A 24,345-nucleotide genomic window follows, 5' to 3' on the forward strand; every position below is an offset into this window, starting at 1 on the left:
CGCCGCGCCCCTGTGGAGGTAACGTGATCGAAATCGGGTTCGGCACGCAGGTCTGCGGCGACCTGGCGGCGGGCACCGGCCGGGAGTGGCTGGTGACCGACGGGGTGGGCGGCTTCGCCATGGGCACGGTGGCCGGGCTGCGCACCCGCCGCTACCACGGCCTGCTGGTGGTGGCCGCCGACACTCCGGCGCAGCGCCGGGTGGGGCTGGTCGCGCTGGATCCGGTGCTCACGCTGCCCTCGGGTGCGCAGGTCCGGCTCGGCGTGCACGAGTGGGCCACCGGGGTCGTCGACCCGGCCGGCTTCGAGCTGCTGGAACGCTTCGACCTCGTCGACGGGCTGCCCCGGTGGCGGTGGCGGATCGGCGAGACCGTGTTGGAACGCGAGCTGGCGATGACGTACGGCCGGCCGGCCGTGGCGGTGGTGCACCGGCTGCTGTCCGGGCCGCCGGTCCGGCTGGACCTGGCGGCCGTCTGCACCTGGCGGGACGCGCACGGCGAGCGTGGCGTGGGCGGGCCGGACCCGCACACGGTGGCGGCCGACGGCGGCGTGGTGGTCGAGGCGGCGTACCGGCTGCGCGGGCCGGGCTGGCTCCCGGCCGGGGACTGGTGGCGCGGGGTGCACCACCGCGCGGAGGCCGAGCGCGGGCTGCCGGCGCAGGAGGACCTGTGGTACGCGGGCACCTTCACCGGTGCGCTGGAGCGACCGGGCGACACGGTCGAGGTGTCGGCGTGGGCGGGTGACCTGGCGACCGCGCCGCCGCCCGCGGTCGAGGTGGTCGCCGCGGCCCGCCGGCGCAACCGGGCGGTGGTCGCCGCCGCCCGGCCGGCCGACAACGTGGCGGCGACGCTGGCGCTGGCGGCCGACGCCTTCGTGGTGCGCACGGCGGCCGGTCCGGACGTGGTGGCCGGCTATCCGTGGTTCGGCGCCTGGTCGCGGGACACGATGATCGCGTACGAGGGGTTGTTCCTGGCCACCGGGCGGGCCGAGGAGGGCCGCGAGCTGCTGCGCGGGTACGCGGCGACGGTGTCGGCGGGGATGCTGGCGAACACGGCCGACACCGGCCGGGTGGAGTACAACACGGTCGACGCGAGCCTGTGGTTCCTGCACGCGGTGAACCGGCACGTCTCGGCGACCGGGGACACCGACCTGGCCGCGGAGCTGCTGCCGGCGCTGTCCGCGATCGTCGACGGGCACCTGCGCGGCACCCGGTACGGCATCCGGGTCGACACCGACGGGCTGCTCGCCTCCGGCGCCCCCGGCACGGCGTTGACCTGGATGGATGCCCGGGTGCACGGCCGGCCGGTGACGCAGCGGTCGGGCAAGCCGGTCGAGGTGAACGCGCTGTGGATCAACGGGCTGGCCGGGGTGGTCGAGCTGGCCGGGCTGGTCGGTGCGGATCCGGGGGCCGCGCCCGCCGCGCACAGGCGGGCCGGGGAGGCGTTCCGGCGCCGTTTTCCGGCGCCCGGCGGCTGGCTGTACGACGTGGTCGACGCGCCGGCTCCGGCGTACCCGCGCGGGGTGACCGAGCACGACGACGACGCGCTGCGGCCCAACCAGCTCCTCGCCTGGTCCCTGCCGCACGCGCCGCTGCCGGTGGATGTCGCGGCGTTGGCCGCGGTGGGCGCGGCGCTGCTGACCCCGCTGGGGCTGCGCAGCCTGGCGCCGGACGCGTCGGAGTTCACCGGCCGGCACCGCGGCGGCCCGCAGCAGCGGGACGGCGCGTACCACCAGGGCACGGTGTGGCCGTGGCTGCTCGGGCCGTACGTGGATGCCTGCCGGCGCGGGAATGTGCCAACCGATGAGGCATTCTCTGGTATAGATGGCCATTTGCCCGAGTTCGGCCTAGGATCGGTGACCGAGACCGCCGACGGGCTCGCTCCGCACCAGGCCACCGGCTGCCCCTTCCAGGCGTGGTCGGTCGCCGAGGTGCTCCGGGTCCGCCGGACCGCATGACACCGTCACAGCACCGAAACCCCGGCTTCTCCCCCGGTTAGCGGAGCACCGTGAGGATTGGGGCGTCGGCGGGCAAGGGTGGGGCTGCCCGGTCGAGACGCGCCCGCCGGCAGTGCTGCCGGCCCGCGCGCACCGCCGGCGACGTTGCCGGCCCACGCGCACCGCCGCGCCGATGGACCGACGAGATGGCGAGGGAGCGGGCCGATGCCACCGAACGCGCAGGTACTCGACATCCACACCGTCCGGCCGCAGCGGGTGCTGCTGCTGTCCTGGGAGTATCCGCCGGTCATGGTGGGCGGGCTGGGTCGGCACGTGCATGCGCTCTCGGTCGCGCTCGCGGCCGCCGGGCACGACGTCACGGTGGTCACCCGGCACGCCGACGGCGCCGCCCTGACCGAGTACGTCGACGGCGTACGCGTCGTGCGTGCCCCGGAGGATCCGGTCCGGTTCCCGCTGGCCACCGGCTCGCTGCTGGCCTGGACGATGGCCTTCAACCACACCCTGCTGCGCACCGCGCTGCGCGCGGCCGGCAGCGGCGGCTACGACGTGGTGCACGCCCACGACTGGCTGGTGGCGCACACCGCGGTGACCCTGGCCGACCACCTGGATCTGCCGCTGGTGACCACGATCCACGCCACCGAGGCGGGCCGGCACCAGGGCTGGTTGCCGGACGAGACGAACCGGGCGATCCACTCGGTGGAGCACTGGCTGGCGCACGAGTCGGACCGGGTGATCGTCTGCTCGGGCTACATGCGGGACGAGGTGAGCGGGTTGTTCAGCCTGCCCGCCGGCCGGGTGACCGTGGTGCCGAACGGGGTGGACGACCGGGCCTGGCGAGCCCGGCCGCACGCGGTGGCCTCGGCGCGGCGCCGGTACGCCGGGGCGGGGCCGTTGATCGGCTACGCCGGCCGGCTCGTCTACGAGAAGGGCGTGCAGCACCTGGTCGGCGCCGTGCCCCGGCTGCGCGACCGGCACCCCGGGCTGCGGGTGCTGATCGCCGGCGACGGGCCGTACCGGGCGCAGTTGCAGGAGCAGGCCGACCGGCTGCGGCTGGAGCAGACCGTCCGGTTCGTCGGCTTCCTCAACGAGACGCAGCTACCGGCCGTGCTGGGCGCCACCGACGCGACCGTGGTGCCCAGCCTGTACGAGCCGTTCGGCATGATCGCGCTGGAGGCGGCGGCGGCCGGCGCGCCGCTGGCGGTCTCGGCCACCGGCGGCCTCGCCGAGATCATCGAGCCGGGCGTGACCGGGGTGACCTTCCCGCACAGCGACCCCGACGCGCTGGCCGGCGCGGTCGACACGCTTATCGGCGACGAGTACTTCGCCCGCCGGGTGGCCCGGCAGGCGCGCAGCATGGTCACCGAACGGTACGGCTGGTCCTCGATCGCGGCCCGCACCGGCTCGGTGTACGCCGACGCCGCCCATACCCGGTCGCCGGAGCGCACCGGCATCACCCGTCCGCAGGTGGTGATCCCGGACGGCAACCTGCTGGCGCTGGCCGGCTGACCGAGCGGGCGGCGCCGGGAGGCCGAAGATCCCGCGCCGAACGGCCGAATATCCGATCATCGGAGTCCCGTTCACGGGATGCGGGGACACCGCGTGCTCGTTATCGTTCACCTGGAGTGACAAGCTGGGGAGCGACGGTGCGGCAGGTACTGATCGGCGAGCGCTACCGCCTGCTCCGCCTGATCGGCCGGGGCGGGATGGGCCAGGTCTGGCTTGCCCGGGACGAGGTGCTGCACCGGGACGTCGCGGTCAAGGAGGTCCTGCCACCCGGCTGGGCCAACGCCGAGGAACGGGACGCGCTGCGCACCCGGACCATGCGGGAGGCGCGCACCACGGCCCGGCTCAACCACCCGAACGTGATCCAGGTGTACGACGTGGTGCTCGCCGGCGCGAACCCGTGGATCGTGATGGAGTACGTCCCGTCCCGCTCCATGCAGCAGATCATCGTGGAGGACGGGCCGATGCCGCCGGCCCGGGCCGCCCGGATCGGGCTGGCCGTGCTGGCCGCGCTGCGCGCCGCGCACCGGGCCGGGGTGCTGCACCGGGACGTCAAGCCGCACAACGTGCTGATCGCCGACGACGGCCGGGTGGTGCTGACCGACTTCGGGCTGGCCATCGCCGACGGCGACGGCCGGATGACCCGGCCCGGCCTGGTGATGGGCTCACCGCAGTACGTCTCCCCGGAGCGGGCCGCCGAGGGCGTCTCCACGGTGGCGGCGGACCTGTGGTCGCTGGGGGCCACGCTGTACGCCGCGGTCGAGGGCCGTTCCCCGTACGCCCGCCGGACCTCGATGGCAACGCTCACAGCGCTGGCCACCTCCCCGCCGGACCCGGCCCGGCACGCCGGGGCGCTGCGGCCGGTGCTGGACGGCCTGCTGCGCCGCGACCCGCGACGCCGGATCGGCGCGGACGAGGTGGAGCGGCTGCTGCGGCGCGTACCGGCGGAAACACCGCGACCGGCCGGCACCGCGACGCCCGGTCCCGGTCCCGGGTCGGCCGGCGGCGACCGGCCGGCGCCGCCGGCGCGGGAGCGCGACGCGGGCGACTCCGCCGCGGCTGGCAGCCGCCGGCGCAGGTCCGGCAGCCTCACCACGCGCGGCGGCCGGACCTGGGTCGTGGCGACCGCCGCCGGGGTCGCGGTGCTGGCCGTGCTGGTGACGGTCGCGCTGCTGCGGGCCGGTGCCGGCGACAAGCCGGACCCCGGCGCCCTCCCCGCCGGCACGGCCGGCACCGCCACCCCCACCGCCACGGCCACCGGGAACGGCTCGGCCGCGGGGGCGGCCTTCCCGTGCGGTGGCGCCGTCCCCGCCGGCGCCGTCCCGGTCTCCCCCGCCCCCCGGCCCTCCGGCGAGCCGTTCGCGCTCACCGCCGGCTGGACCTGGCACGTCGACCCCGCCGGCTTCCGCATCGCCGTGCCGGTGGGCTGGCTCGGCTACCCGGACGGGACGGCGAGCTGCTTCCGGGAACCGGAGGGCTCCCGGACGCTCAGCGTCGACTCCGGCGCACCGCCGACCGAGTCGCCGGACCGGTACCTGGCGGCGCAGGAGCGCCGGATCACCGACGCCGGGGCGCTGCCCGGATACCAGCGCCTGGTCATCCAGCGGATCGACTCCTACGACGGCGCCGAGTGGGAGTGCCGGTGGACCAGCGCGAAGGGCGTGGCGCTGCACTCGTACCGGATGCTGGCCAACGCCGGCGGGCGGGCGTACACGATCGGCTGGGTGACCCGGGAGTTCGACTGGTCGGTGAACAAGGCCAACCTGCTGATGCTGCGGCAGAGCTTCCACCCGGCGGACGACGCCGCCCGGTGACGGCCGGTGGCGCCCCGAACGCCCGACCAGCGTCACGGCCGGGTCGCGCCGCCGGCGCATGCCCCCCCGACTGTGCCATCCTGGGCGCATGCAGAGTTCGGACCACCCGCGCATCCCGCGGCGGTCCTGGGACGGTCGGCCGACCGGCGGCTGAGGAGGAGGCGACCGTGGACCGCTACGCGCTGCTGCTGCGCGGCATCAACCTCGGCCGGTCCCGCCGGGTCGCAATGGCCGACCTTCGGGAACTGCTCACCGAGCAGGGGTACGGCGACGTGGCGACGCTGTTGCAGAGCGGCAACGTCACGCTGGCGGCCGACCTGCCCCCCGCCGAACTGGGCAGCGCCGTGCGGCTCGCCATCGAGCAGCGGTTCGGGATGGTGGTCGACGTGGTCGTGCGTACCCGGGACGAGCTGGCCCGGATCGTGGCCGGCAACCCGCTGGCGGACGTGGCGGTGGACGGCTCCCGGTACGTGGTGTGGTTCCTGGCCGGGCCGCCGCCGGCCGCCGTCGTGCGGGCGCTGGCCGACGCCGACCTCGGCGACGACCGGTACGTCCTCGACGGCGCGGAGGTGTACGGCTGGCTGCCGCACGGCCAGCGGGACAGCCGGCTGGTGACGGTGCTGGGCAAGGTGAAGGACGGCCCGACCGCGACCGCCCGCAACTGGAACACCGTGGAGAAGCTGCTGGCCGCGATGGACCGAGCGTGACCGCGCGGCCGCTCGGCACGGCAGGTCGGCACGGCAGGTCCGCACGGCAGGTCGGCTCGTATGCTGGGGCGATGGAGCTGGAGTTTCGCGGCGAGGTCTGGTTCTGGCGGGGTCCGGCGCCGTGGCACTTCATCACCGTTCCGGACGATCAGTGCGCCGCGCTGGAGGCCGCCGCCCCCTGGTCAGCTACGGCTGGGGCATGATCCCGGTGACGGCCCGGATCGGCGGCACCGAGTGGGCGACGTCGCTGTTTCCCAAGGACGGCCGGTACGTGGTGCCGGTGCGGGCGAATGTCCGCCGGGCCGAGGGGGTCACGGTGGGCGACACCGTACCGGTCCGGCTGACCGTCGCCGTCTGACCCGGATCGCCCCCGGTCGGCCTTGATCACCGCTGATCGGCCCTGGTCACCGCTGATCGGCCCTGGTCACCGCTGATCGCCCGAGGTGGCCCGGGTTCGCCCGGAAGCGGCCTTCGCGCGGCGAGCGCCGAGCGCGCGGGCCGCCCCGGCTACGCCTCCCGGCGTACCCCGGATGTCGCCCGAGGGCCGATGGCGCCCGGTGACGCCCGGCGCAGGCTGGAGGAAAGCCGAAGGGGGCGCCATGTCGACCGAATCCGACCCGCAGCACCGGGCCAGCCAACCATCCGAACCCGCCCCGGGGAGCACCCCGGCGGCCGAGTCGCGGCGCCCGGCCGCCCCGGAGTCCGGCCCCCGGCTGCGGGCCTCCGACGCCGAACGCGAACGGCTGGCGGATCTGCTCCGCACCGCCATGGCCGAGGGACGGCTGACCCTCGCCGAGGGTGAGGAGCGGCTGGCCACCGCGTACGCCCTGGTGTACCGGGACGAACTCCGGCCGCTGGTGGCCGACCTGCCCGGCGGGCACCGGGTCGTACCCGAGACCAACCCCGGGCCGGCGGAGCCCGGCGGCGACACCGTACCGCCCGGCCGCTACGGACCCGGTCGGTACGGACCCGGTCGGTACGGACCCGGCTGGTCGGCGGCCGACGGACCGTGGCGGCGCTGGCCCGGCCCGCGCCGGGTGCCGGTCATCGCGGTGCTCGTGGCGCTGGTCGTGGTCGCCTCGGTGGCGGCGGGGCATCCGGTGTTCTGGCCGCTGCCGGTGGTCTTCATCGTGTTCGGACTGTCCCGGCGCATCCTGTGGGGGCGCTGGGCCGCCGGGCGCCGGTCCGGCCCGCCGAGCGCCGGCTGACAACTCGCGGACCCACCCCCGGCTGTCGCGTTTGTGACAGCCGGGCGGCCGACCTGGCCGATCATCCTCCATCATGGACGGGACGGTGCCCGCCGACGGGCCGGTTGCCCGCGTGGCGTAGCTTTGCCAGCAAGATCCATGGGGAGGTTACGCAACGATGATGGGGCCGTCCCACGCGTTGTCCGGTGCCGCCGTCTGGCTGACGGGCTCCTGGGCACTCGACCAGTTCGCCGGGTACCACCAGTCGCCGCTGGCCATCGCCGTCGGCACCGCGGTCTGCGCGGGCGGGGCGCTCTTTCCCGATCTGGACCTGTCCGGAAAGGTCACCCGCAATCAGGGCGGGGCCACGGTGGCACGGACCTTCGGGGTCTTCTCGCTGTTCCTCGCCGAGGTGATCGAGAAGGTCTCGCTGGGGGTCTACACCGCCACCCGGCTGAGCAAGGACCCGCACCGGCACAACGGGCACCGGACCCTCACCCACACCGTGCCGTTCACCGTCCTGGTCGGCTGGGGTACGACCGCGCTGTGCGCCGCGTACGGCAAGTGGGCCGTCATCGGCATCCTGTTCTTCATGATCGGGCTGGCGCTGCGCGGGCTGTTCGACGAGTGGGCCAAGCGGGTCGGCTGGCTCACCATCACCCTGCTGTCGCTGGGCGCGGCCGTCTTCACCTGGGTGACGCTGCCCGCCGACCGCGGCTATCCGATGCTCGGCCTCGCCGTCGGGGTGGGCAGTTTCGTGCACATCATCGGCGACATGATCACCAGCGCCGGCGTGCCGATCCTCTGGCCGATCCCGATCAAGCGGCGGATGTGGCGCATGATCGGCATCCCGGACCACATCGCGTTGCGCACCGGCGGCAAGGGCGAGGTGGTGGTGCTGCGGACGGTGCTCACCATCGTCTCGGTGCTGGCGGCGCTCGGCCTGGTCGCACCGGCCGTGCTGCGCAGCTTCAACGTTCCGGTGTGATAGCCCCTTGGGGCATGGACGACGCCGATGTCCCGGAGTTCTGGCGGAGCCTGGGGTTGCCCGGGATCGCCGACGTGCACGTGCACTTCCTGCCGGAGCGCCTGCTGCGGCGGATCTGGGCGTACTTCGACGCGGCCGGCCCGCTGGTCGGCATCGAGTGGCCGATCCGGTACCGGTGGAGCGACGAGGACCGGGTGGCGCACCTGCGCCGGCTCGGCGTACGGATGTTCACCGCGCTCGCGTACCCGCACCGACCGGGCATGGCCGCGGACCTGAACGACTGGACCCTCGACTTCGCCCGGCGGACGCCGGGGTGCCTGCCCTCGGCGACCTGCTACGCCGAGCCCGGGGCGGTGGACGACGTCCGGCGCGCCGTCGAGGCGGGCGCCCGGGTGTTCAAGGTGCACCTTCAGGTGGGCGGCTTCCCCGCCACGGCTCCGGAGCTGGACGGCGTGTGGGGACTGCTGGCCGAGGCCGGCGTGCCGGTGGTGGTGCACGCCGGACACGCCCCGGTCGGTACGCCGCACACCGGGCCGGAGCCGTTCGCCGAGCTGATGGCCCGGCACCCGCGACTGCCGGCGATCGTCGCGCACCTGGGCGCGCCGGACTACCTGCCGTTCCTCGACCTCGCCGAGCGGTACGAGCGGCTGATGCTGGACACCACAATGGTGTTCACCTCGTTCTTCGACCGGACCCTCCCGTTCCCGGCCGGTCAGTTGGGCCGGCTGCGCGACCTGGGCCTGGCCGGCAAAATCCTGCTGGGCAGCGACTTCCCGAACATCCCGTACCCGTACGCCGACCAGCTCGCCGGACTGGCCCGGCTGGACCTGGGCGACGACTGGCTGCGCGCGGTCTGCTGGCACAACGCCACGCAATTGTTCGGCTGACCGGACGCGACCGCGGCCCGGTCCAGCTCCGGCGGCGCTCAGCCCAGCGCGGCGGTTCAGCCCAGCGCGGCGGCCCAGTCGGTGATCAGCCGCAGCACCGGCGCCCGGCCGGCGAACATCGCCGCCACGCCGCGCCGGTCGTAGTTCGGCGCCTTCGGGTTCGCGCTGGCGCCGAAGGTCACCATCCAGGGTGCCAGCCAGCAGTACTTGGCGGCGCCGGTGATCGCGATGGCGCGGCGGACCACCGCCGGGTCGACCGCGCCGGCCAGCCCGGCCAGGTAGCCCTCGGTGACGGCGGTGGCCACCTCATCCAGCCGGTCGACCGGCACCAGCCCGTCGAGAAAGGTGTCGGCGATCAGGTTGGCCGGGTCCTCGCCGACCGGACCCGGGCCGAGGGCCGTCCAGTCCAGCAGCACCGGACCCGCGCCGCTGAGCACCAGGTTCATCGGCCAGACGTCGTGGTGGCACAGGGTGCTGGGCAGCTCGCCCGCCGCGGCAAGGTACTCCTCGCGCCGCCGCCACAGCTCCCGCAGCCGTCCGCGCAGCTCGGCCGGCCACTGCGCGACCGCGATCGGATGGTCCCACGGCGGCTGTTGCGCCGCCGGCCGGCTGCGCACGTAGTCGGCCAGCCAGTCCCGGGCCAGCCAGTCCACCGGGGGAGCCGATCCCAGCCAGGCGGCGTGCGCCGCGCCCAGCCGGCGGGCCAGGTCGGCCAGGTCGGCCACCGCCGCGCTCGGGCCGGGCCGGCCGGCCACATCCTCCAGCCAGAGCGCCACCGACCCGTCCGCCCGCTCGCGCAGGTCGAGCAGCTCCGGTGCCCGGATGCCGCCGCCGGCGTACACGGAGGCGGCCAGGCCGTCGCGGTAGGCCAGCGCCTCGCGTCGCCAGTAGTTCCAGTGCCCCGGGTCGTCCTGCGCGGCCCAGTGCGCCGGCGGGTCCGGATGGTGTCCCGGCGGTGTCGCGAGCTTGAGCACCGCCGAGCGGCCGTCGCGGCGTACCCGCCAGATGCCGCCGGTGGCGGCGTTGCTGGCATTGTGGTCCAACGGTTCGGCCGGCAGATCCGGAGCGACGAGATCCAACGGGGGTCGGCTCACCGGCAGATTCTAGGCCGCACGGTACGTCGCGGAAACCGCGCTTTCACCCGTCCGCAACGCTGGCCCCGGAACCGCGACGCTGGCCCCGGAACCGCGACGGTGCGTCCCGGACGCCGCGCCGAGGACCGAACACATTTTTTGCACCTATACCTGAGAGTCATAAAAATGACTCTCAGGTATAGGTATCAAAAGTGTTGTCGCGGCCAGCGAGGTTACCCTGCGCGACCGCCCGGCGGCGGCCCGGCGGCGGCCGGGCTGTCGGATCGGAGCCGGCACCCGGGCCGGGACGCCGGGGTCCGGATCAGGCACCCGGGCCGGGACGCCGGGTCGGGACGCCGGGGTCCGGATCAGGCACCCACCCGCTGCACCGGCACGGTGAGCCCCCACTGGGCCAGCAGCTCGGGCGTGTCGGCCCGGCAGCCGTCGGCGACCGTGTCGCAGGCGATGTCCACGATCTCGTCCTTGTGCGCCAGCAGGTACGGCCGGGCGCCGACGTCGGCCTTGGCCAGGGTGGCGATGCCGGGCCAGTGCCGGCGGCCGAACAGCATCGGGTAGCCGCGCAGCCCGCGGTAGGTCGCGCAGACCAGGGCCTCGGGGTACGGCAGGGCGGCCACCCGGCGTACGGCGGCGGCGGTCAGCCCCGGCATGTCGACCGGGGCCACGGCCACCGCCTCGATCCCGGGGTCGTCGAGGGCATTCAGCCCCATCCGCAGCGAGGATCCGATGCCGGTGCCCCAGGCGCGGTTGACCACCACCCGGGCCTCGGACAGGTCGGCGGCCTGCCGGACCTGTTCGGCGGCCGCGCCGAGCACGACCACGCAGGGCGTGCAGCCGGCCTCGGCCATGATGTCCAGCACCTGGTTCACCAGCGGACGGCCGCCGACGTGCAGCAGCGCCTCGGGTCCGCCGATCCGTCGGCCACCGCCCGCCGCAATGATCATTCCCGCGATCCGACTCAGTTGAGTCACCCCCGCCTGATGTGTTCCGTTCCGCTCGCGCACAGCCGGCATCGACCCGGTGGCGCACAGCCGGTACCGGCCCGGCTGCCGTCGAGCGCACATCGGACCCAACGATCCTGGGTCGGCCGAGTATCGGCGCAAAAGCGACTATTTGCGATCAGACCGGTTCCGACCGGGCGGACGCGATTCCCGCCCGCGCCCGCTCAGTCGGCGTCGGCGTAGCAGTCCACGATGGAGATGTCGAGCGGGAAGCGCACCGGGGTGCCGCCGAACAGCAGCTCGGTGGCCTGCCGGCCGGCCTCGGTCACCAGCTCCGCCACCCGGTCGGCCAGCTGCGCCGGGCAGTGCACCAGCACCTCGTCGTGCTGGAAGAAGACCAGCTCGGCGGGGGTGCCGGCGAGCAGCCCGCGCAGCACCGCCAGCAGCGTGGTGGCCCACTCGGCGGCGGTGGCCTGGATGACGAAGTTGCGGGTGAACCGGCCCCGGGCCCGGGCCGCGGCGCCGGAGCGGGACGGCTCGTCCTGCATGGCGGGCTCCGCGGCGCCGCCGTCGTACTCCCGCTCCGGATCCCGCAGCGGCACGCTGGAGGGTGGGCAGGTGCGCCCGAGCCAGGACCGGACCAGGCCGCCGCCCTCCCCCGTCCGCGCGGCGGCCTCGACGAACTCGAAGGCCGTCGGGTAGTTGCGGCGCAGCACCGCCAGCGCCGGCACGGCCGCGCCGCCGGTCTGCCCGTACATGGCGCCGAGCAGGGCGAGCTTGGCGCCGGCCCGGTCGCCGTCGAAGGCGTCCCGGGCCAGCGCCGCGTAGAGGTCGCCGGCACCGCCCGCGGCGGCCATCCGGACGTCGCCGGAGACGGCGGCCAGCACCCGGGGTTCCAACTGGCCCGCGTCGGCGACCACGAACCGCCAACCCGGGTCGGCCACCACCGCCTTGCGGATCACCTTGGGGATCTGCAACGCGCCGCCGCCCCGGGTGGCCCAGCGGCCCGAGACCACCCCGGCCGGGATGTACTCCGGGCGGAACCGCCCGTCGTGGATCCAGGTGTCCCGCCAGACCCAGCCGTGGGCCGTCCAGATCCGGTACAGCTCCTTGTATTCCAGCAGCAGCGGCGCGGCCGGATGCTCCACCCGGCGCAACACGTAGGCCCGGGTGTTGGGCAGCCGCACACCGACCCGGGCGAAGGCCCGCAGCACCTCGGCCGGCGAGTCGGCGTGGATCTGGCGCACCCCGAAGGCGTCCGCGATCCGGGCGGCCAGCTCGGCCAGCCGGCGCGGCGGGCCGCCCACCGGCGACGGCTCGCCCAGCAGGTCGTGCAGGATGGCGTCGTGCAGGTCGGCCCGCCAGGGCAGCCCGACCGTCGCCATCTCGACCGCCACCAGCGCCCCCGCCGACTCGCCCGCGACCAGCAACCGGAACCGGCCGGGGTGCTCGGCGGCCGCCATCCGGGCCAACTGGTCGGCGTAGACCCGGGCCACCGCGTCGGGGCCGAGGCCGGGGTCGCGGGGCACGGTGTCGAAGAGCGCCGCCTGCCGGTGCCCGGGCGGTGCGGCCGGCGCGGTCGGCGGGTCCGCCGGCACGGGTCGGCCGGTCAGCCTGGCCCACGCGGCGGCCAGTGCCCGCGGCTCGCCCCAGCGCCCGGCGTGGCCCAGCAGCAGCGCCTCGGTCAGCTCGATGTCGTGGCACCGGTCGACCCGGGCACCGGCACGCAGCAGCGCCGGGTAGCTCGCCCCGGTGCCGGGCCACACCCACCGGGGCCGGTCCCGGCGGTCCCGCTCGACGATCGCCGCGGCCAGGTCGTCGACCCGCTCCACCGGCCCCACCGGGGTGCCGTCCGCGCCCAGCGGCAGCAGCCGGCCCGCGCTGTCCCCCTCGGCCAGCGCGACGACCGGACCGCCGCGGGACACGGTCAGCCCATCGACTTCGCGCCGTCGATGGACTCCCGGATGATGTCGGCGTGCCCGGCGTGCCCGGCGTGCTGCGCCGTCTCGCCGATGACGTGCAGCAGGACCCGGCGCACCGACCAGCGCTCGCCGGGGGTGAACCAGGGTCGCTCCGGCAGCGGATGGCCGGCGTCCAGGTCGGGCACCGTCCGGACCACCTCGTCGGTGCGCCCGGCCGTCTCGTCGTACGCCGCCAGCACGGCCGCCAGCGAGTCGCCCGGCCGGAACCGGAAGCCCTCCGCGAACCACTCCTGGCCGGCCGGGTCGTCGGCGGGCGGGAACACCGAGGTGCCCTCGACGATGAACGCCGCCCACCGGCGTTCCATGAAGGTGACGTGCTTGATCAGGCCGCCGACGCAGAGCTGGCTCACCGTCGGGGTCAGCGCCGCCTGCTCGTCGGTCAGCTCCCGGGCGGTGTTGCGGAGCAGGAAACGGTGGTGCCGGAGCGACGTGAGCAGGTCGTCGCGCTCCTGCGGGCTCGTCCCGGAGCCCGGGGACGGGTGTGCTGCGGGGTCGGTCATGCGGTGCCTTCCGGTGCCGATCGCCAGGTCCGCCAGGACTCTAACGACCGGCACCGACAATCCGCGGGGTTACTTGACCGCGCCGGAGGTGAGGCCGGACTGGATCTGCCGCTGGAAGATGGCGTACACCACGATCATCGGCAGGATCGCGATGGTCAGCGCCGCGAACAGGCCGGACCAGTCCGCCTCGTACCCGGCGTTGACCGAGATGTCCGCGATGCCCTGGGTGAGCACCCACTTGTCCTTGGCGTTGGAGAGCAGCACCAGCGGCAGCTGGTACTGCGCCCACTGGCCGATCACGTTGAAGATCGCCACGCTCACCAGCCCCGGCTTGGCCATCGGCAGCATCACCTGGAAGAACAGCCGGGTGTGCGAGGCGCCGTCGATCAGCCCGGCCTCGGCCACCGAGGACGGCAGCGTCTTGAAGAACGCGGCCAGGAAGAAGATCGTGAACGGCAGCGAGTACGCGATGTAGACCAGGACCAGCCCGGTGTACGAGTCGAGCAGGTGCAGGTTGCGAACGACGAAGAAGAGCGGCACCAGGGCGAGGAAGACCGGGAAGGCCAGCCCCGAGACGAACATGTAGTAGATGAACCGGTTGCCCCAGAACCGGTACCGGGCCAGCACGTACGCGGCCATCGAGCCCAGCAGCATGGTGCCGAAGGTGCTGAGCGAGACCACCAGCACGCTGTTCAGGAAGTACCGGCCCACGTGCGCCTTGGTCCAGGCCCGCGACCAGTTCTCCCAGCGCAGGTGGTCCGGCATCGTCCACGGGCTGCTGAAGATCTCGGTGGTGTTCTTGAACGATGCCAGGAAGGTCCACAGGATCGGTGCGATCACGAGAATCGCCCAGATGATCAGCGCGGCCTGTCCCAGGCCGGTGAGCACCGAGACCTCGGAACGCCCGCGGCGGCGGCGCCGGCCGTCCGGCAGCGCGCCGGCGGCCAGTCCGCCGGCGGCGCCGGCGCTCGGGGCCGGCGCCGTGACCTGGGTGGTGGTATGCGGGTTCATCAGTACTCCACGCTCTCCCGCCGGGACAGCCGCAGCGTCAGCGCCGCGAAGGTGAGGGTCAGGAAGAACAGCGCCACGCCCATGGCCGACGCGTAGCCGTACTTCGAGTAGACGAAGGCGTTGCGGTAGATCTCCAGCGCCAGCACGGTGGTGGCGCCGTCCGGGCCGCCGTTGTCGACCGAGAGCACCGAGACGATGGCGAACGCGTCGAACGCCGCGATGCCCAGGTACACCCAGGCCACCTGGAGGGTGTCCCAGAGCAGCGGCAGCGTCACCCGGAAGAACAGCGTGACCCGGGTGGCGCCGTCCATCTCGGCGGCCTCGTAGATGTCCGGCGGGATCGCCGACATGCCCGCCGAGAAGAGCACGACGTAGAAGCCGACCGCCTGCCAGACCAGCACCGCGATGATGGACCACAGCGCCAGCGACGGCCTGACCAGGAACAGCACCGGGTCCAGACCCAGCTTCATCAGTACGCCGTTGATCAGGCCGGAGGAGTTGGGCCGGTAGACGGTCTGGAACAGCACCGCCACGATGGCCACGGCGAGGACCTGGGGGAAGAAGAACACCACCCGGTAGAAGTTCGACCCCCAGACCCCGCGCCGTTGGCCACCCCGGCTGCGCCCGCCCACGTTGAGCAGGAAGGCGAAGAACAGCGCGATGGCGATGGTGATCAGCGGCAGGGCCAGCAACAGGATGCCGTGGTGTTCGATCGCCTGCCAGAACCGATGGTCGTGGAACAACCGCCGGAAGTTTTCGAAGCCGATGTAGTTCGGAGCGGAGAACCCGCGCCAGTCGGTCATCGAGATCTGGAACGCCTGGGCGTACGGGGCGATGACGAATACCGCGTACAACGTCACGGGGGCGGCCAGGAAGCCGACCACGAACGGATACTTGCCGTGCCGCATGATCCCTCGTTTTCGTCAGCGCTGGAACTTGGCGACCGAGTCGTCCTTGGTCAGGGCGTCGGCCCGCTTCTGCATCCGCTCACAGAACTGCTCGGCCTTCACCCGACCGAACATCAGCTCGTTGGTCGCGGTCCGGCACTCGGTGTCCAGCTCCTTGTACCAGTTGTCGAACATCAGGTTCACGACGTTCGCGCCGGCGGCCTTGAGCGCCGCCTGCGAGCTGGCCACGCCGGGCGGGAAGGCGTACCCCTCCGACCCGGCCGGTACCACGGTGGCCGCCTTCACCGTCTCGGTGAAGCCCTTCGCGCCGGCCGTGGAGAGCATCTGACGCATGTACTCCATGCCGCCCCGCGGGTTGTTGCTGCGGGCCGAGACGAAGTAGCCCTCGCCGGCCGCCGCGCGCAGCGCGCCGAACGGCATCGCGTCGGCGGAGGTCAGATCGGGCATCGTGGTCAACTGGTACTGGAAGTCCGGCGGGGTGTTCTGCTTCTGCTCGTTCTCCAGCCAGTCGCCGCTGGGGTAGAAGCCCACCTTGTACTGGTCCTGCTGGAGCTGCACGTCGGTGTGCTTCAGACCCTCGAAGCTCTTGTCCAGGTACTTGGCACCCACCTCGGCCCAGGCGGTCGCGGCCTTGAGCACCGGGTCCGCGGTCCAGGCGCCGGGGGTCAGGTTGTCGATGTTCTTCAGCACGTCCGCGCCGCCGATCTTGGCGGCGTGGGTGAGGATCACGTTCCACTGGTAGTACGCGGCGTTCGCCCCGGCGTAGCCGTACGGGGTGATGCCCTTGCCCTTGATCTTGTCGAGCAGTCCCATGAACTCGTCCCAGGTCTTCGCCGGCTGCCAGCCGTTGGACTGGAACAGCTTGCCCGAGTACCACAGGCCGTAGACGGTGGAGACGTAGTAGAGCACGTACGGCTTCGCGCCGTCGCCGGTGTCGTACATGCCCTGCTCGACGGTGCCCGGCACGACGGTGTCGCGGACCTTCTTGCTCGGGTCGTCGACCGAGGGCGCGTCCCACAGCTCGGTGAGATCCTGCAACTGGCCGTCCTTGACCAGCGCGCCGAAGTCCATCAGCTTCTCGCCCGAGTTGTTGACGAACTCCGGCGGGTTGCCCGCGGCGAACCGCGGCTGGAGCACGGTCGAGATCGCCTGGGTGGACTGGTGCTTGATCTCCGCCTTCGGGAATTCCTTCTTGTACAGCGGCTCGTGCACGTCGGTGGCGTACTTCTCGCCGTACCCGCCGTTGAAGATGATCACCTCAAGGGCGGCGTCCTCCTTGACGCCCAGCGGGTTCTGGTCGCTCTTGGTGCCTTCGGCCCCGTCTTTCTTTCCGGTGTCGTCGCTGCCGCTGGTCGCGCAGGCGCTCAGCAGCCCCGCGGCCGGGGTGACCAGCAGGCCGGCTGCGGCCGTGCGGCCCAGCAGCGTCCGGCGGGTCAGATCCGACGGACGGTCGGGAGTAACGGACATGTTGTCTCCTCGGTGAGATCCGGGTCGAACGGGCTGCCGTGCGCGTGCCTGGCAGCCGATGAAGCGGCGGGCCGGTCCGACCCGCCGTGACTCGGCGGAAGGGTGTTACTCGTCCCCGCCGGGGACGTCGGCCGGGAGGTGGATAGGGGGCACCTCCGGACACCTGGGGAAACGGCGGGCCGGCGGCCGCGCACCGGCGCGGTCATGCCGATCCGTCCCGGGCCGCCTTGTGGCCGTCGACGGCCTGGGCGGTCCGCTGAAACGCCGCGTGCGCCCGGGAGTGGGTACGCTGCGCGACCGCGATGTAGAGCAGATCGAGCACCACGAGCTGCGGGTGCCGCGCCGAGAGCGCGTCCGGCCGGAACGTGGTGGCCTGGGTGGCGGTGAGCAGGACGATGTCGGCCAGCTCCGCCAGCGCCGCGCTGGGGAAGCTGGTCAGCGCCACCGTGGTGGCACCGTGGCTGCCGGCCTCGGCCAGCAGCTCGATGGTCTCCCGGGTCTGGCCGCTGTGCGAGACGCCCAGGGCCACGTCGCCGGTGCCGAGCAGGGACGCCGCGGCCAGCCCGTCGTGCACGTCCCGCCAGGCCCAGGCCGGGATGCCGATGCGGTGCAGGCAGGACCGCATCTCCTCGCCGACCAGCGCGCTGCCGCTGGCCCCGAAGATGTTCACCCGGGGCGCCCGGGCGATCGCGTCCGCCGCCCGGCCCACCTCGGCCAGGTCCAGCAGGGCCGCGGTGTCGTGCATCGCCCGGGTGTCGGCGGCCATGATCTGCCCGAGCACCCGGTCGAGCGGGTCGCCGGGCTGGATCTCCCGGCCGATGTCCACCGCCCAGCCGGCGGAGCGCGCCCGGCCGGTCTCGGCGGCGATGCCCAGCCGCAGCCCGGCGTAGCCTTCGAAGCCCAGCGCCCGGCAGAACCGGGTGACGGTGGCCGGCGAGGTGCCGCTGCGCTCGGCCAGCTCGACGATGGTGGCCCGGGCCGCCCGGTCCGGGTCGGCCAGCACCTCGTCGGCGACCCGCCGCAGCGCGCCGGTGAACTCCGGCAGCCGGGACCGCACGTGGGCCAGGACGCTGTCGGCGACGGTCCGGTTGCCGGTGCCGCGCCGGTCGACGGTCGCCCCGTCCACCACCGTCGCGGCGGCGTCTGGTTCGACCATCGGTGGCCCCAATCGGAAAAGACTGTTAACTGTTAGTGGTAAAAGTTCTTACTGAAGCCCCCTCGCTGTCAAGGCCGTGGGCGAAGTTTTCACAGTTGTTACCCGGCCCCCGACCGGTCGCCGACCAACCCCTCACCCGGACGGCGGCCGACCCCCGGCCGGCCGTCGATGGCGCACTTGCCCCACCCGGGCGGCCCGAGCAGCATGGATCCGGCCGGAAACACGCGCGGAGAAACGGGGCTCGCCGATGGCGCAGGAACTGGTGCTGGGCATGGACATCGGCGGCAGCACCACCCGCGCCGAGGTGGTCACGACCGACGGGGAGCGGCGGGGCACCGGCCGGGCCGGCGGCGGCAACCCCACCAGCCACGGCGCGCCGGCCGCCGCCGCCGAACTCGGCAGCGCGCTGCGGCACGCGCTGCGCGACGTCGACCCGGGCACGGTCCGGGCCGGCCTGATCGGCCTCGCCGGCGTCGGCCGGCTGCTGGCCGACGCGCAGGGCCGGGCCGCCTTCGACCGCGCCTGGCGGGACGCCGGGCTGCGCTGCGGGTACGAGCTACACGGCGACGCCCTGGTCGCGTACGCCTCGGGCACCGCCGACCCGGACGGCACGGTGCTCATCGCCGGCACCGGAGCCATCGCGGCGCAGTTCCGTGACCTGCGGCAGGGCCACACCGCGGACGGGCACGGCTGGCTGCTCGGGGACGCCGGCTCCGGCTTCTGGCTCGGCCGCGAGGCCGTCCGGCACACCCTGGCCGCGCTCGACGCCGAGACCGAGCCGTCCGCGCTGGGCCGCGCCGTGCTCACCGAACTGCTCGGCGACGCGGTGGTGGAGACGCCGCCGCGGCGTACCGTGAGCCGGCTGGTCCAGGCTGTCACCCGCCGGTCGCCGGTGGACCTGGCCCGGCTCGCCCCGCTGGTGCTCGGCCACGCCGAAGGCGCGGCCGAGGTGGGCGAGGGCGCGGCCCCGATCGTCACGGTGGACGAGGGCGCGGCCCGGATCGTCGCGGCCGCCGCCGCCCGGCTGACCGCGACGGTGGCCCGGATCCGGCCGGCCGGGCAGGTGCACCCGGTGGTCCTGGCCGGCGGCCTGCTGGGCGTGGACAACCCGCTGACCCGGGCGGTCCGGGCCGCCCTGGCCGAGCGCTGGCCGGCCGCGCCGCTGCTGCCGGCCCGGGACGGCGCGCTGGCCGCGGCCTGGCTGGCCGCCCGCGGGCTGGACCCGGACCGGGACCGGGCCGCGGCGCTGCACGCGCGACTGCTGGGCGGCTGACCCGGACCGGACCGGGCGGCCGGCACCCGGCTGAGCCGGGCGGCTGCCTGGCCGGGCGGCTGCCTGAGCCGGCCGGGTGGCCGATCGCAAACGCTGATCGTTTTCGGTCGGGCCGTCGGCGGCACCGCCCGGCACGAGGGGCGACGGCGGGCCGTTGCCGTCCAGCGGCGCGGTCGGATGATCGCTCCTGCCGGTCCCCTCGGCGGGATCACCGCGGCCGGCGGCGCGCCCCGCCGCAACGCCCCGCCGCAACGCCCCGCCGCGACGCCCCGCCGCGACGCCCCGGCGGGTTCTCGGTGGCCCTTCCCGGGCCGGTCCTCCGCACCGGTGTCGCCGCCGGCGCCATCGTCCGTCGTCGCCGGTGCCAGTGCCAGTGCGGCCGGTTCCGGTACGGCCGGTTCCGGTGCGGCCGGTGCCGGTGCGGCCGGTGCCGGTGCGGCCGGTGCCGTCGCCGAGGGCCGACACCCCGGGCGGCAGCCCGGCGGAGGCGGCGAGGACACGGGCTGGTCCGGTACGACGGAGCAGGTCACGGCGGGACCCGGCGGCCGAGGCGTTATCACCCGGGCCGGCGGTCCGGCTGGATAGCCTGAGCCTCATGCGCCACCTCCGGCCGCAGTACCTCGTGCACCGCCTCCGGTGGCTGGCCCGCAACACCCCGGCCGGGCGGGAGCGGTACGTCGATCTGCTGCGCGCGGTGGCCATCGTGGCCGTGGTCAGCGGCCACTGGCTGATGACCGTTATCGGTCACGACGCGTCGGGACAGCTCGCCGGGCACAACGCCCTCCAGGAGTTGACCAACGAACGGGTGGCGACCTGGCTGTTCCAGGTGCTGCCGATCTTCTTTCTGGTGGGCGGCTACGCCAACGCCGCCTCCCTGACCTCGCGTACGGCCCGGGGCGGCGGCGCCGGCGACTGGCTGGTCGAACGCAGCGGCCGGCTGCTGCGACCCACCTCGACCTTCCTGGCCGTGCTGGTCGTCGTCGCGGTGGTGGCCCGCTGGATCGGCGCCGACCCGCGCGAGATCCGTACGGTGATCTGGTTCGTCACCGTGCCGCTGTGGTTCCTGGCGCCGTACCTGCTGGTCGTGGTCCTCACCCCGGTGATGTTCGCGCTGCACCGCCGCGCCGGTGCGGCCGTCCCGGCGGTGCTGGTCGGCCTGGTGGCCCTCGGCGACATCGGCCGGCTGGCCGGCCCGGCGTGGCTGAGCTTCGGCAACTACCTGTTCGGCTGGCTGCTGCCACACCAGATCGGCTTCGCCTGGCGTACCGGCGGGCTGCGGATCCGCCCCCGCGCGGCGGCGGCGCTCGCGGTCGGCGGTCTGGTCGCGCTGATCCTGCTCACCGAGGTCGGGCCGTACCCGACAAGCATGATCAACCTGTCCGGGCAGCGGATACAGAACATGTCACCGCCCAGCCTCGCCCTGCTCAGCCTCGCCGCCGCCCAACTCGGTGTGATCCTGCTGCTGCGCGGGCCGGCCGAACGGATGCTGCACCGGACCCGTCCGTGGATGCTCGTGGTGGCGATCAACGCCGTGGTGCTGACGATCTTCCTCTGGCACCTGACCGCCCTGCTCCTGCTGGCCGGCGCGCTGGAAGGGCTCGGCCTGCTGCCCACGCCGGCCGCCGGCAGCGCAGGGTGGTGGCTGCTGCGGCCACCCTGGCTGGTCCTGGGGGCGATCGCGCTGGCCCCGCTGGTGGCCGTCTTCGGCCCGGTGGAGGCGCGCGCCGGGCGCCGCCGCGGCGCCCGGTCATCCGCCGGCGCAGGCGTGCCGCTGCCGCTCCCCGGGCCACTGAACCGGACCGGGCCGCTGCGCCGGACCAGGCCGCTGAACGGGATCAGGCCACTGAACCGGATCAGGCCGCGTGCCCCGGCCGCGGCCCGCCGCCTGCGCGCCGGGCTCGCGGCGGCCGGCTTCCTCGCCGTGATCGTCGGGCTGCTCGCCAACAGCCGTTTCCCGCGCGCCGAACCGACCCCGTTGGGCATTCCCGTCTGGGCGCTGGCGGCGTACCTGGGTGGCGCCGCCGCGCTGCGCCTGCTGCGCGTCACCGACCCGGCCGGCAACGCCACGCACAGTTCCGCCGCGCACAGTTCCGCCGCCGACCGGCCGGGCGCCGGCAGCCCCGCCACGGACAACTCCGGCACGGACAACTCCGGCACGAACCGGCCGGCCGCGGGCGGTTCCTAGGGCGCGGTGTCGCGGATGGCCGCGGCGAACGCCTCCGAGCGGTGCTCGAAGTTGCGGTACCGGCCGTAGCTGGGCGCACCCGGCGACAGCAGCACGACCCCGCCGGCCGGGGTCAGCTCACGGGCCGCCCGCACCGCGGCCGCAAGATCGTCGACCACCGCCGTACGCACCCCGGCCAGCCCGTGCAGCGCCTCGACGATCCGCGCGCCGCTGTCCGGGATGCCGATCACCGTCGCGGGGTGCGCCGCCAGGCAGTCGCGCAGCGGCGCGTAGTCCAACCCCCGGTCGGTGCCGCCGACGATCACCGTGAGCGGCCGGCCGACGTACGCGTCGATCGCGTGCACCGTGGAGTACGGGCTGGTGGCCAGCGTGTCGTCGACGAACGTCAGCCCCGACGGGTCGGCGATCTCGGCCAGCCGGTGCGGCAGGCCGGCGAACGTGCCGACCGCCTCCTCCAGTTCCTCCCGCCGGGCCTCCAGATCCACCCCGAGCGCGGCCAGAACCGCGAGCGCCAGGCACAGGTTGCCCTCGTTGTGCCGGCCCACCAGCGGGAACACCGACCGCGGGAACAGCGGCACGGTCCGGACGTACAGATATGGCTCGTCGACCGGACCGGGGGCGACGTGCACCGAGTCGGGCCGCCCCACCCGCAGCGCCGGCCGGTCGCCCACCTGCGCGGCCAGCCGCTCGTCGGTGCCGTTCAGCACGATCGTCTCCGGACCGTGCGCGAGCAGGTTCAACTTGTCCCGGTAGTACTCCTGCTCGCCGCCGTGCGCGTCCAGGTGCTCCGGGAACAGCGAGGTGACCACCGCGACCCGCGGCGAGTCGGTCAGGTCGCTGCACTGGTAGCTGGACAGTTCCAGCACGTACAGCTCGGACTCCGGCAGGTCCAGCAGCGGTACGCCGATGTTCCCGCCGTACGCGTTGGGCCGGCCCATCGCGGTCAGCAGGTGGCTGATCAGGCTGGACGTGGTGCTCTTGCCCTTGCTGCCGGTCACCCCCACGGTCCGGTCGGCGTGCTGCGCCATCCACAGCGCCGTGCCGCCGGTGATCGGCACACCCTTGGCACGCAGCTCGATCACCCACGGGTGGGTCTGCGGAACCCCCGGCGAGCGGATCACCACATCCGCGGCGGCCAGCCGGTCGAACGCCTCCGGCCCGCTGACCAGCGGCGCGGCCTGGGCCAGCGGCCCCTCCCAGGAGGTCGACAGGAAGCTCTCGCTGTCCTCCACCACGATCAGGCTGGCCGGCTCCTGCGCGGCCACGGCCTTCACGGCGGCCCGGCCCTCCCGACCGGTGCCCCAGACGACGACGGCTCGTCCGCGCAGGTCAGACAGGCGCACTGGTGATCTCCTCACTCCGCGGGACGCGGGAAACAGGACTTAGTATGGCGTGTGCCCACTGAACAGCTACGGCAGATGGACGCCTTCTCGTTCCCCGCGTACTCCCTCGATCCCGCCACCGGCGCGGTGGCCCTGGAGTACGCGCTGCGCGGCCCCGGCGGCGAGCTGCGGTTCACCGAACGGATCACGCTGCCCGCGCCGGCGCGGCCGCCGTCGCCGGCCGCGGCCGCCGCCCTGGACCGGGTCGTCCAGCTTCTGCACCTGGTCGCCGGGGTGAGCTACTACAAGACCGCCGCGCCGCGCCGGCTGGTCCTGCCCGGCCCGCTCGGCCCGGCCGCCACCGGGTACGTCACGGCCGTCTACACCCAGGGCCTCGCCGAGTACGCGTACCGCAACGACCTGCCGTACGTGCTGGAACTCGTCCCCGAGGTCGAGGCGGGAGCGGAGACCGGCTCGGGGGGCGGCGCACCGGAGCTGGACTCGTCGGGCGGACGGCCGCTGTCGGCGGTCGGTGGCGGCAAGGACTCGATCGTGACCCTGGAGGCGCTGCGCCGGGCCGGCCTGGACCCGGTCCCCTTCTCGGTGAACCCGAACCCGGTGATCGTCTCGGTGAACGAGGCGTCCGGGCTGACCGCGCTGGCCGCCCGGCGGGCGATCGACCCGGAGCTGTTCGCGCTCAACAAGGCAGGCGCCCGCAACGGCCACATCCCGGTCACCGCGATCAACTCGCTGATCGCGGTGGCCACGGCGGTGCTGCACGGGCTGGGTCCGGTGGTGATGTCGAACGAGCGCTCGGCCTCGGATCCGAACCTGATCTGGCACGGCCACGAGATCAACCACCAGTGGTCCAAGGGGCTGGCGGCCGAGGGGCTGCTCCGGGCCGCCCTGACCGAGCACGCCGGGCTGGTCGAACCGTACTTCTCGCTGCTGCGGCCGCTGTCCGAGCTGCACATCGCCCGGCTGTTCGCCCAGTTCGACGCGTACGACGGGGTGGTCACCAGCTGCAACGCCGCGTTCCGGCTGCACGACCCGAGCGCCCGCTGGTGCGGCGACTGCCCCAAGTGCCGGTTCGTCTTTCTGGCCCTGGCGCCGTTCATGCCCCGGGACCGGCTGGTCCGGATCTTCGGCAAGGACATGCTGGCCGATCCCGGGCAGGTGCCCGGCTACCTGGAGCTGCTGGGCATCGACGCGCACAAGCCGTTCGAGTGTGTGGGCGAGGTCGAGGAGTCGACCGTGGCGCTGAGCCTGCTGGCCGAGCAGGAGCAGTGGCGGACGGCACCGGTGGTGCAGGCGCTGGTGGCGGCCGTGCCGGCGGAGGGCTGGGCGGCGGCGGCCGACTCGGACGTCTTCTCCCCGGCGGGCACGAGCTTCGCGCCGGCCAGCTACGCCAAGGCGCTCACCGCGCTCGCCTGAGGGCCGCCGCCGCTTCCGTCCGCGGCGTGGTGGG

The 24,345-nt window shown here is 74.2% G+C and carries 21 protein-coding genes; 12 read left to right on the plus strand and 9 right to left on the minus strand.

Features of this window, described 5'->3' with window-relative positions; genetic code table 11:
• Positions 1-23 precede the first annotated feature (23 nt).
• The 9 genes from CIK06_RS19150 (at position 24) to CIK06_RS19185 (ending at position 9,041) form a co-directional block, all read left to right on the plus strand.
• Entirely contained in the window at positions 24-1,955 is a 1,932-nt protein-coding gene (locus CIK06_RS19150) for an amylo-alpha-1,6-glucosidase (protein WP_095565977.1), read from the plus strand.
• Between the two features lie 204 nt (positions 1,956-2,159).
• Positions 2,160-3,461: a glycosyltransferase family 4 protein gene (locus CIK06_RS19155; protein WP_095565978.1), complete on the plus strand. Its 1,302-nt coding sequence runs from the start codon at positions 2,160-2,162 to the stop codon at positions 3,459-3,461.
• Positions 3,462-3,598: 137 nt separating this feature from the next.
• On the plus strand, positions 3,599-5,272 hold the full coding sequence (locus CIK06_RS19160) for a serine/threonine-protein kinase (protein ID WP_232533734.1): 1,674 nt from the start codon (positions 3,599-3,601) through the stop codon (positions 5,270-5,272).
• Positions 5,273-5,439: 167 nt separating this feature from the next.
• Positions 5,440-5,979 carry a DUF1697 domain-containing protein gene (locus CIK06_RS19165; RefSeq protein ID WP_095565979.1) on the plus strand — a complete coding sequence of 180 codons (540 nt, stop codon included), beginning with the start codon at positions 5,440-5,442 and terminating at the stop codon, positions 5,977-5,979.
• Between the two features lie 71 nt (positions 5,980-6,050).
• On the plus strand, positions 6,051-6,182 hold the full coding sequence (locus CIK06_RS31990) for a DUF1905 domain-containing protein (RefSeq protein WP_255408514.1): 132 nt from the start codon (positions 6,051-6,053) through the stop codon (positions 6,180-6,182).
• On the plus strand, positions 6,179-6,337 hold the full coding sequence (locus CIK06_RS31995; RefSeq protein WP_255408515.1) for a DUF1905 domain-containing protein: 159 nt from the start codon (positions 6,179-6,181) through the stop codon (positions 6,335-6,337). Before CIK06_RS31990 ends, CIK06_RS31995 begins: the two co-directional genes overlap by 4 nt.
• Before the next feature lie 241 nt (positions 6,338-6,578).
• Positions 6,579-7,187 (plus strand): DUF1707 domain-containing protein, encoded by a 609-nt coding sequence (locus CIK06_RS30210; RefSeq protein ID WP_198347946.1) that lies wholly within the window; start codon positions 6,579-6,581, stop codon positions 7,185-7,187.
• Positions 7,188-7,344: 157 nt separating this feature from the next.
• On the plus strand, positions 7,345-8,154 hold the full coding sequence (locus CIK06_RS19180; protein WP_095565980.1) for a metal-dependent hydrolase: 810 nt from the start codon (positions 7,345-7,347) through the stop codon (positions 8,152-8,154).
• A 14-nt stretch (positions 8,155-8,168) separates the two neighbouring features.
• On the plus strand, positions 8,169-9,041 hold the full coding sequence (locus CIK06_RS19185) for an amidohydrolase family protein (protein ID WP_095565981.1): 873 nt from the start codon (positions 8,169-8,171) through the stop codon (positions 9,039-9,041).
• Positions 9,042-9,097: 56 nt separating this feature from the next.
• Here the strand turns inward: CIK06_RS19185 and CIK06_RS19190 are convergent, their stop codons facing one another.
• The 8 genes from CIK06_RS19190 to CIK06_RS19225 form a co-directional block, all read right to left on the minus strand.
• Positions 9,098-10,135 carry an aminoglycoside phosphotransferase gene (locus CIK06_RS19190; protein WP_095565982.1) on the minus strand — a complete coding sequence of 346 codons (1,038 nt, stop codon included), beginning with the start codon at positions 10,133-10,135 and terminating at the stop codon, positions 9,098-9,100.
• 347 nt (positions 10,136-10,482) lie between these two features.
• Positions 10,483-11,076 carry an NTP transferase domain-containing protein gene (locus CIK06_RS19195; protein WP_095565983.1) on the minus strand — a complete coding sequence of 198 codons (594 nt, stop codon included), beginning with the start codon at positions 11,074-11,076 and terminating at the stop codon, positions 10,483-10,485.
• 221 nt (positions 11,077-11,297) lie between these two features.
• Complete coding sequence (locus CIK06_RS19200; RefSeq protein ID WP_232533735.1) at positions 11,298-12,998, minus strand: bifunctional 3'-5' exonuclease/DNA polymerase; 1,701 nt, start codon at positions 12,996-12,998, stop codon at positions 11,298-11,300.
• A gap of 2 nt (positions 12,999-13,000) precedes the next feature.
• Complete coding sequence (locus tag CIK06_RS19205) at positions 13,001-13,555, minus strand: DinB family protein (RefSeq protein WP_095565984.1); 555 nt, start codon at positions 13,553-13,555, stop codon at positions 13,001-13,003.
• A 69-nt stretch (positions 13,556-13,624) separates the two neighbouring features.
• Positions 13,625-14,566 carry a carbohydrate ABC transporter permease gene (locus CIK06_RS19210; protein WP_095565985.1) on the minus strand — a complete coding sequence of 314 codons (942 nt, stop codon included), beginning with the start codon at positions 14,564-14,566 and terminating at the stop codon, positions 13,625-13,627.
• Complete coding sequence (locus tag CIK06_RS19215) at positions 14,566-15,474, minus strand: carbohydrate ABC transporter permease (protein ID WP_095565986.1); 909 nt, start codon at positions 15,472-15,474, stop codon at positions 14,566-14,568. The genes CIK06_RS19210 and CIK06_RS19215 overlap by 1 nt, the downstream gene beginning before the upstream one ends.
• 15 nt (positions 15,475-15,489) lie before the next feature.
• On the minus strand, positions 15,490-16,941 hold the full coding sequence (gene ngcE / locus CIK06_RS19220) for an N-acetylglucosamine/diacetylchitobiose ABC transporter substrate-binding protein (protein WP_095565987.1): 1,452 nt from the start codon (positions 16,939-16,941) through the stop codon (positions 15,490-15,492).
• 202 nt (positions 16,942-17,143) lie between these two features.
• Positions 17,144-18,097 carry a MurR/RpiR family transcriptional regulator gene (locus CIK06_RS19225; RefSeq protein WP_095565988.1) on the minus strand — a complete coding sequence of 318 codons (954 nt, stop codon included), beginning with the start codon at positions 18,095-18,097 and terminating at the stop codon, positions 17,144-17,146.
• A 247-nt stretch (positions 18,098-18,344) separates the two neighbouring features.
• On the opposite strand from CIK06_RS19225, the gene CIK06_RS19230 reads away from it, so the two are divergent.
• Both CIK06_RS19230 and CIK06_RS19240 read left to right on the plus strand, forming a co-directional pair.
• On the plus strand, positions 18,345-19,370 hold the full coding sequence (locus CIK06_RS19230; RefSeq protein ID WP_095565989.1) for an N-acetylglucosamine kinase: 1,026 nt from the start codon (positions 18,345-18,347) through the stop codon (positions 19,368-19,370).
• 622 nt (positions 19,371-19,992) lie between these two features.
• Entirely contained in the window at positions 19,993-21,555 is a 1,563-nt protein-coding gene (locus tag CIK06_RS19240) for an acyltransferase (RefSeq protein WP_095567961.1), read from the plus strand.
• Here CIK06_RS19240 and murD read toward each other — a convergent pair.
• Positions 21,552-22,898 carry a UDP-N-acetylmuramoyl-L-alanine--D-glutamate ligase gene (murD, locus tag CIK06_RS19245; protein WP_095565991.1) on the minus strand — a complete coding sequence of 449 codons (1,347 nt, stop codon included), beginning with the start codon at positions 22,896-22,898 and terminating at the stop codon, positions 21,552-21,554. The two genes, CIK06_RS19240 and murD, sit on opposite strands and share 4 nt — an antisense overlap.
• Before the next feature lie 51 nt (positions 22,899-22,949).
• Between murD and CIK06_RS19250 the strand changes: the two genes are divergently transcribed.
• Positions 22,950-24,311, plus strand: a complete 1,362-nt coding sequence (locus tag CIK06_RS19250) for a hypothetical protein (protein WP_095565992.1) — start codon at positions 22,950-22,952, stop codon at positions 24,309-24,311.
• The last annotated feature ends 34 nt before the right edge of the window (positions 24,312-24,345 follow it).

The sequence above is a fragment of the Plantactinospora sp. KBS50 genome, assembly GCF_002285795.1.
Classification (GTDB): Bacteria; Actinomycetota; Actinomycetes; order Mycobacteriales; family Micromonosporaceae; genus KBS50.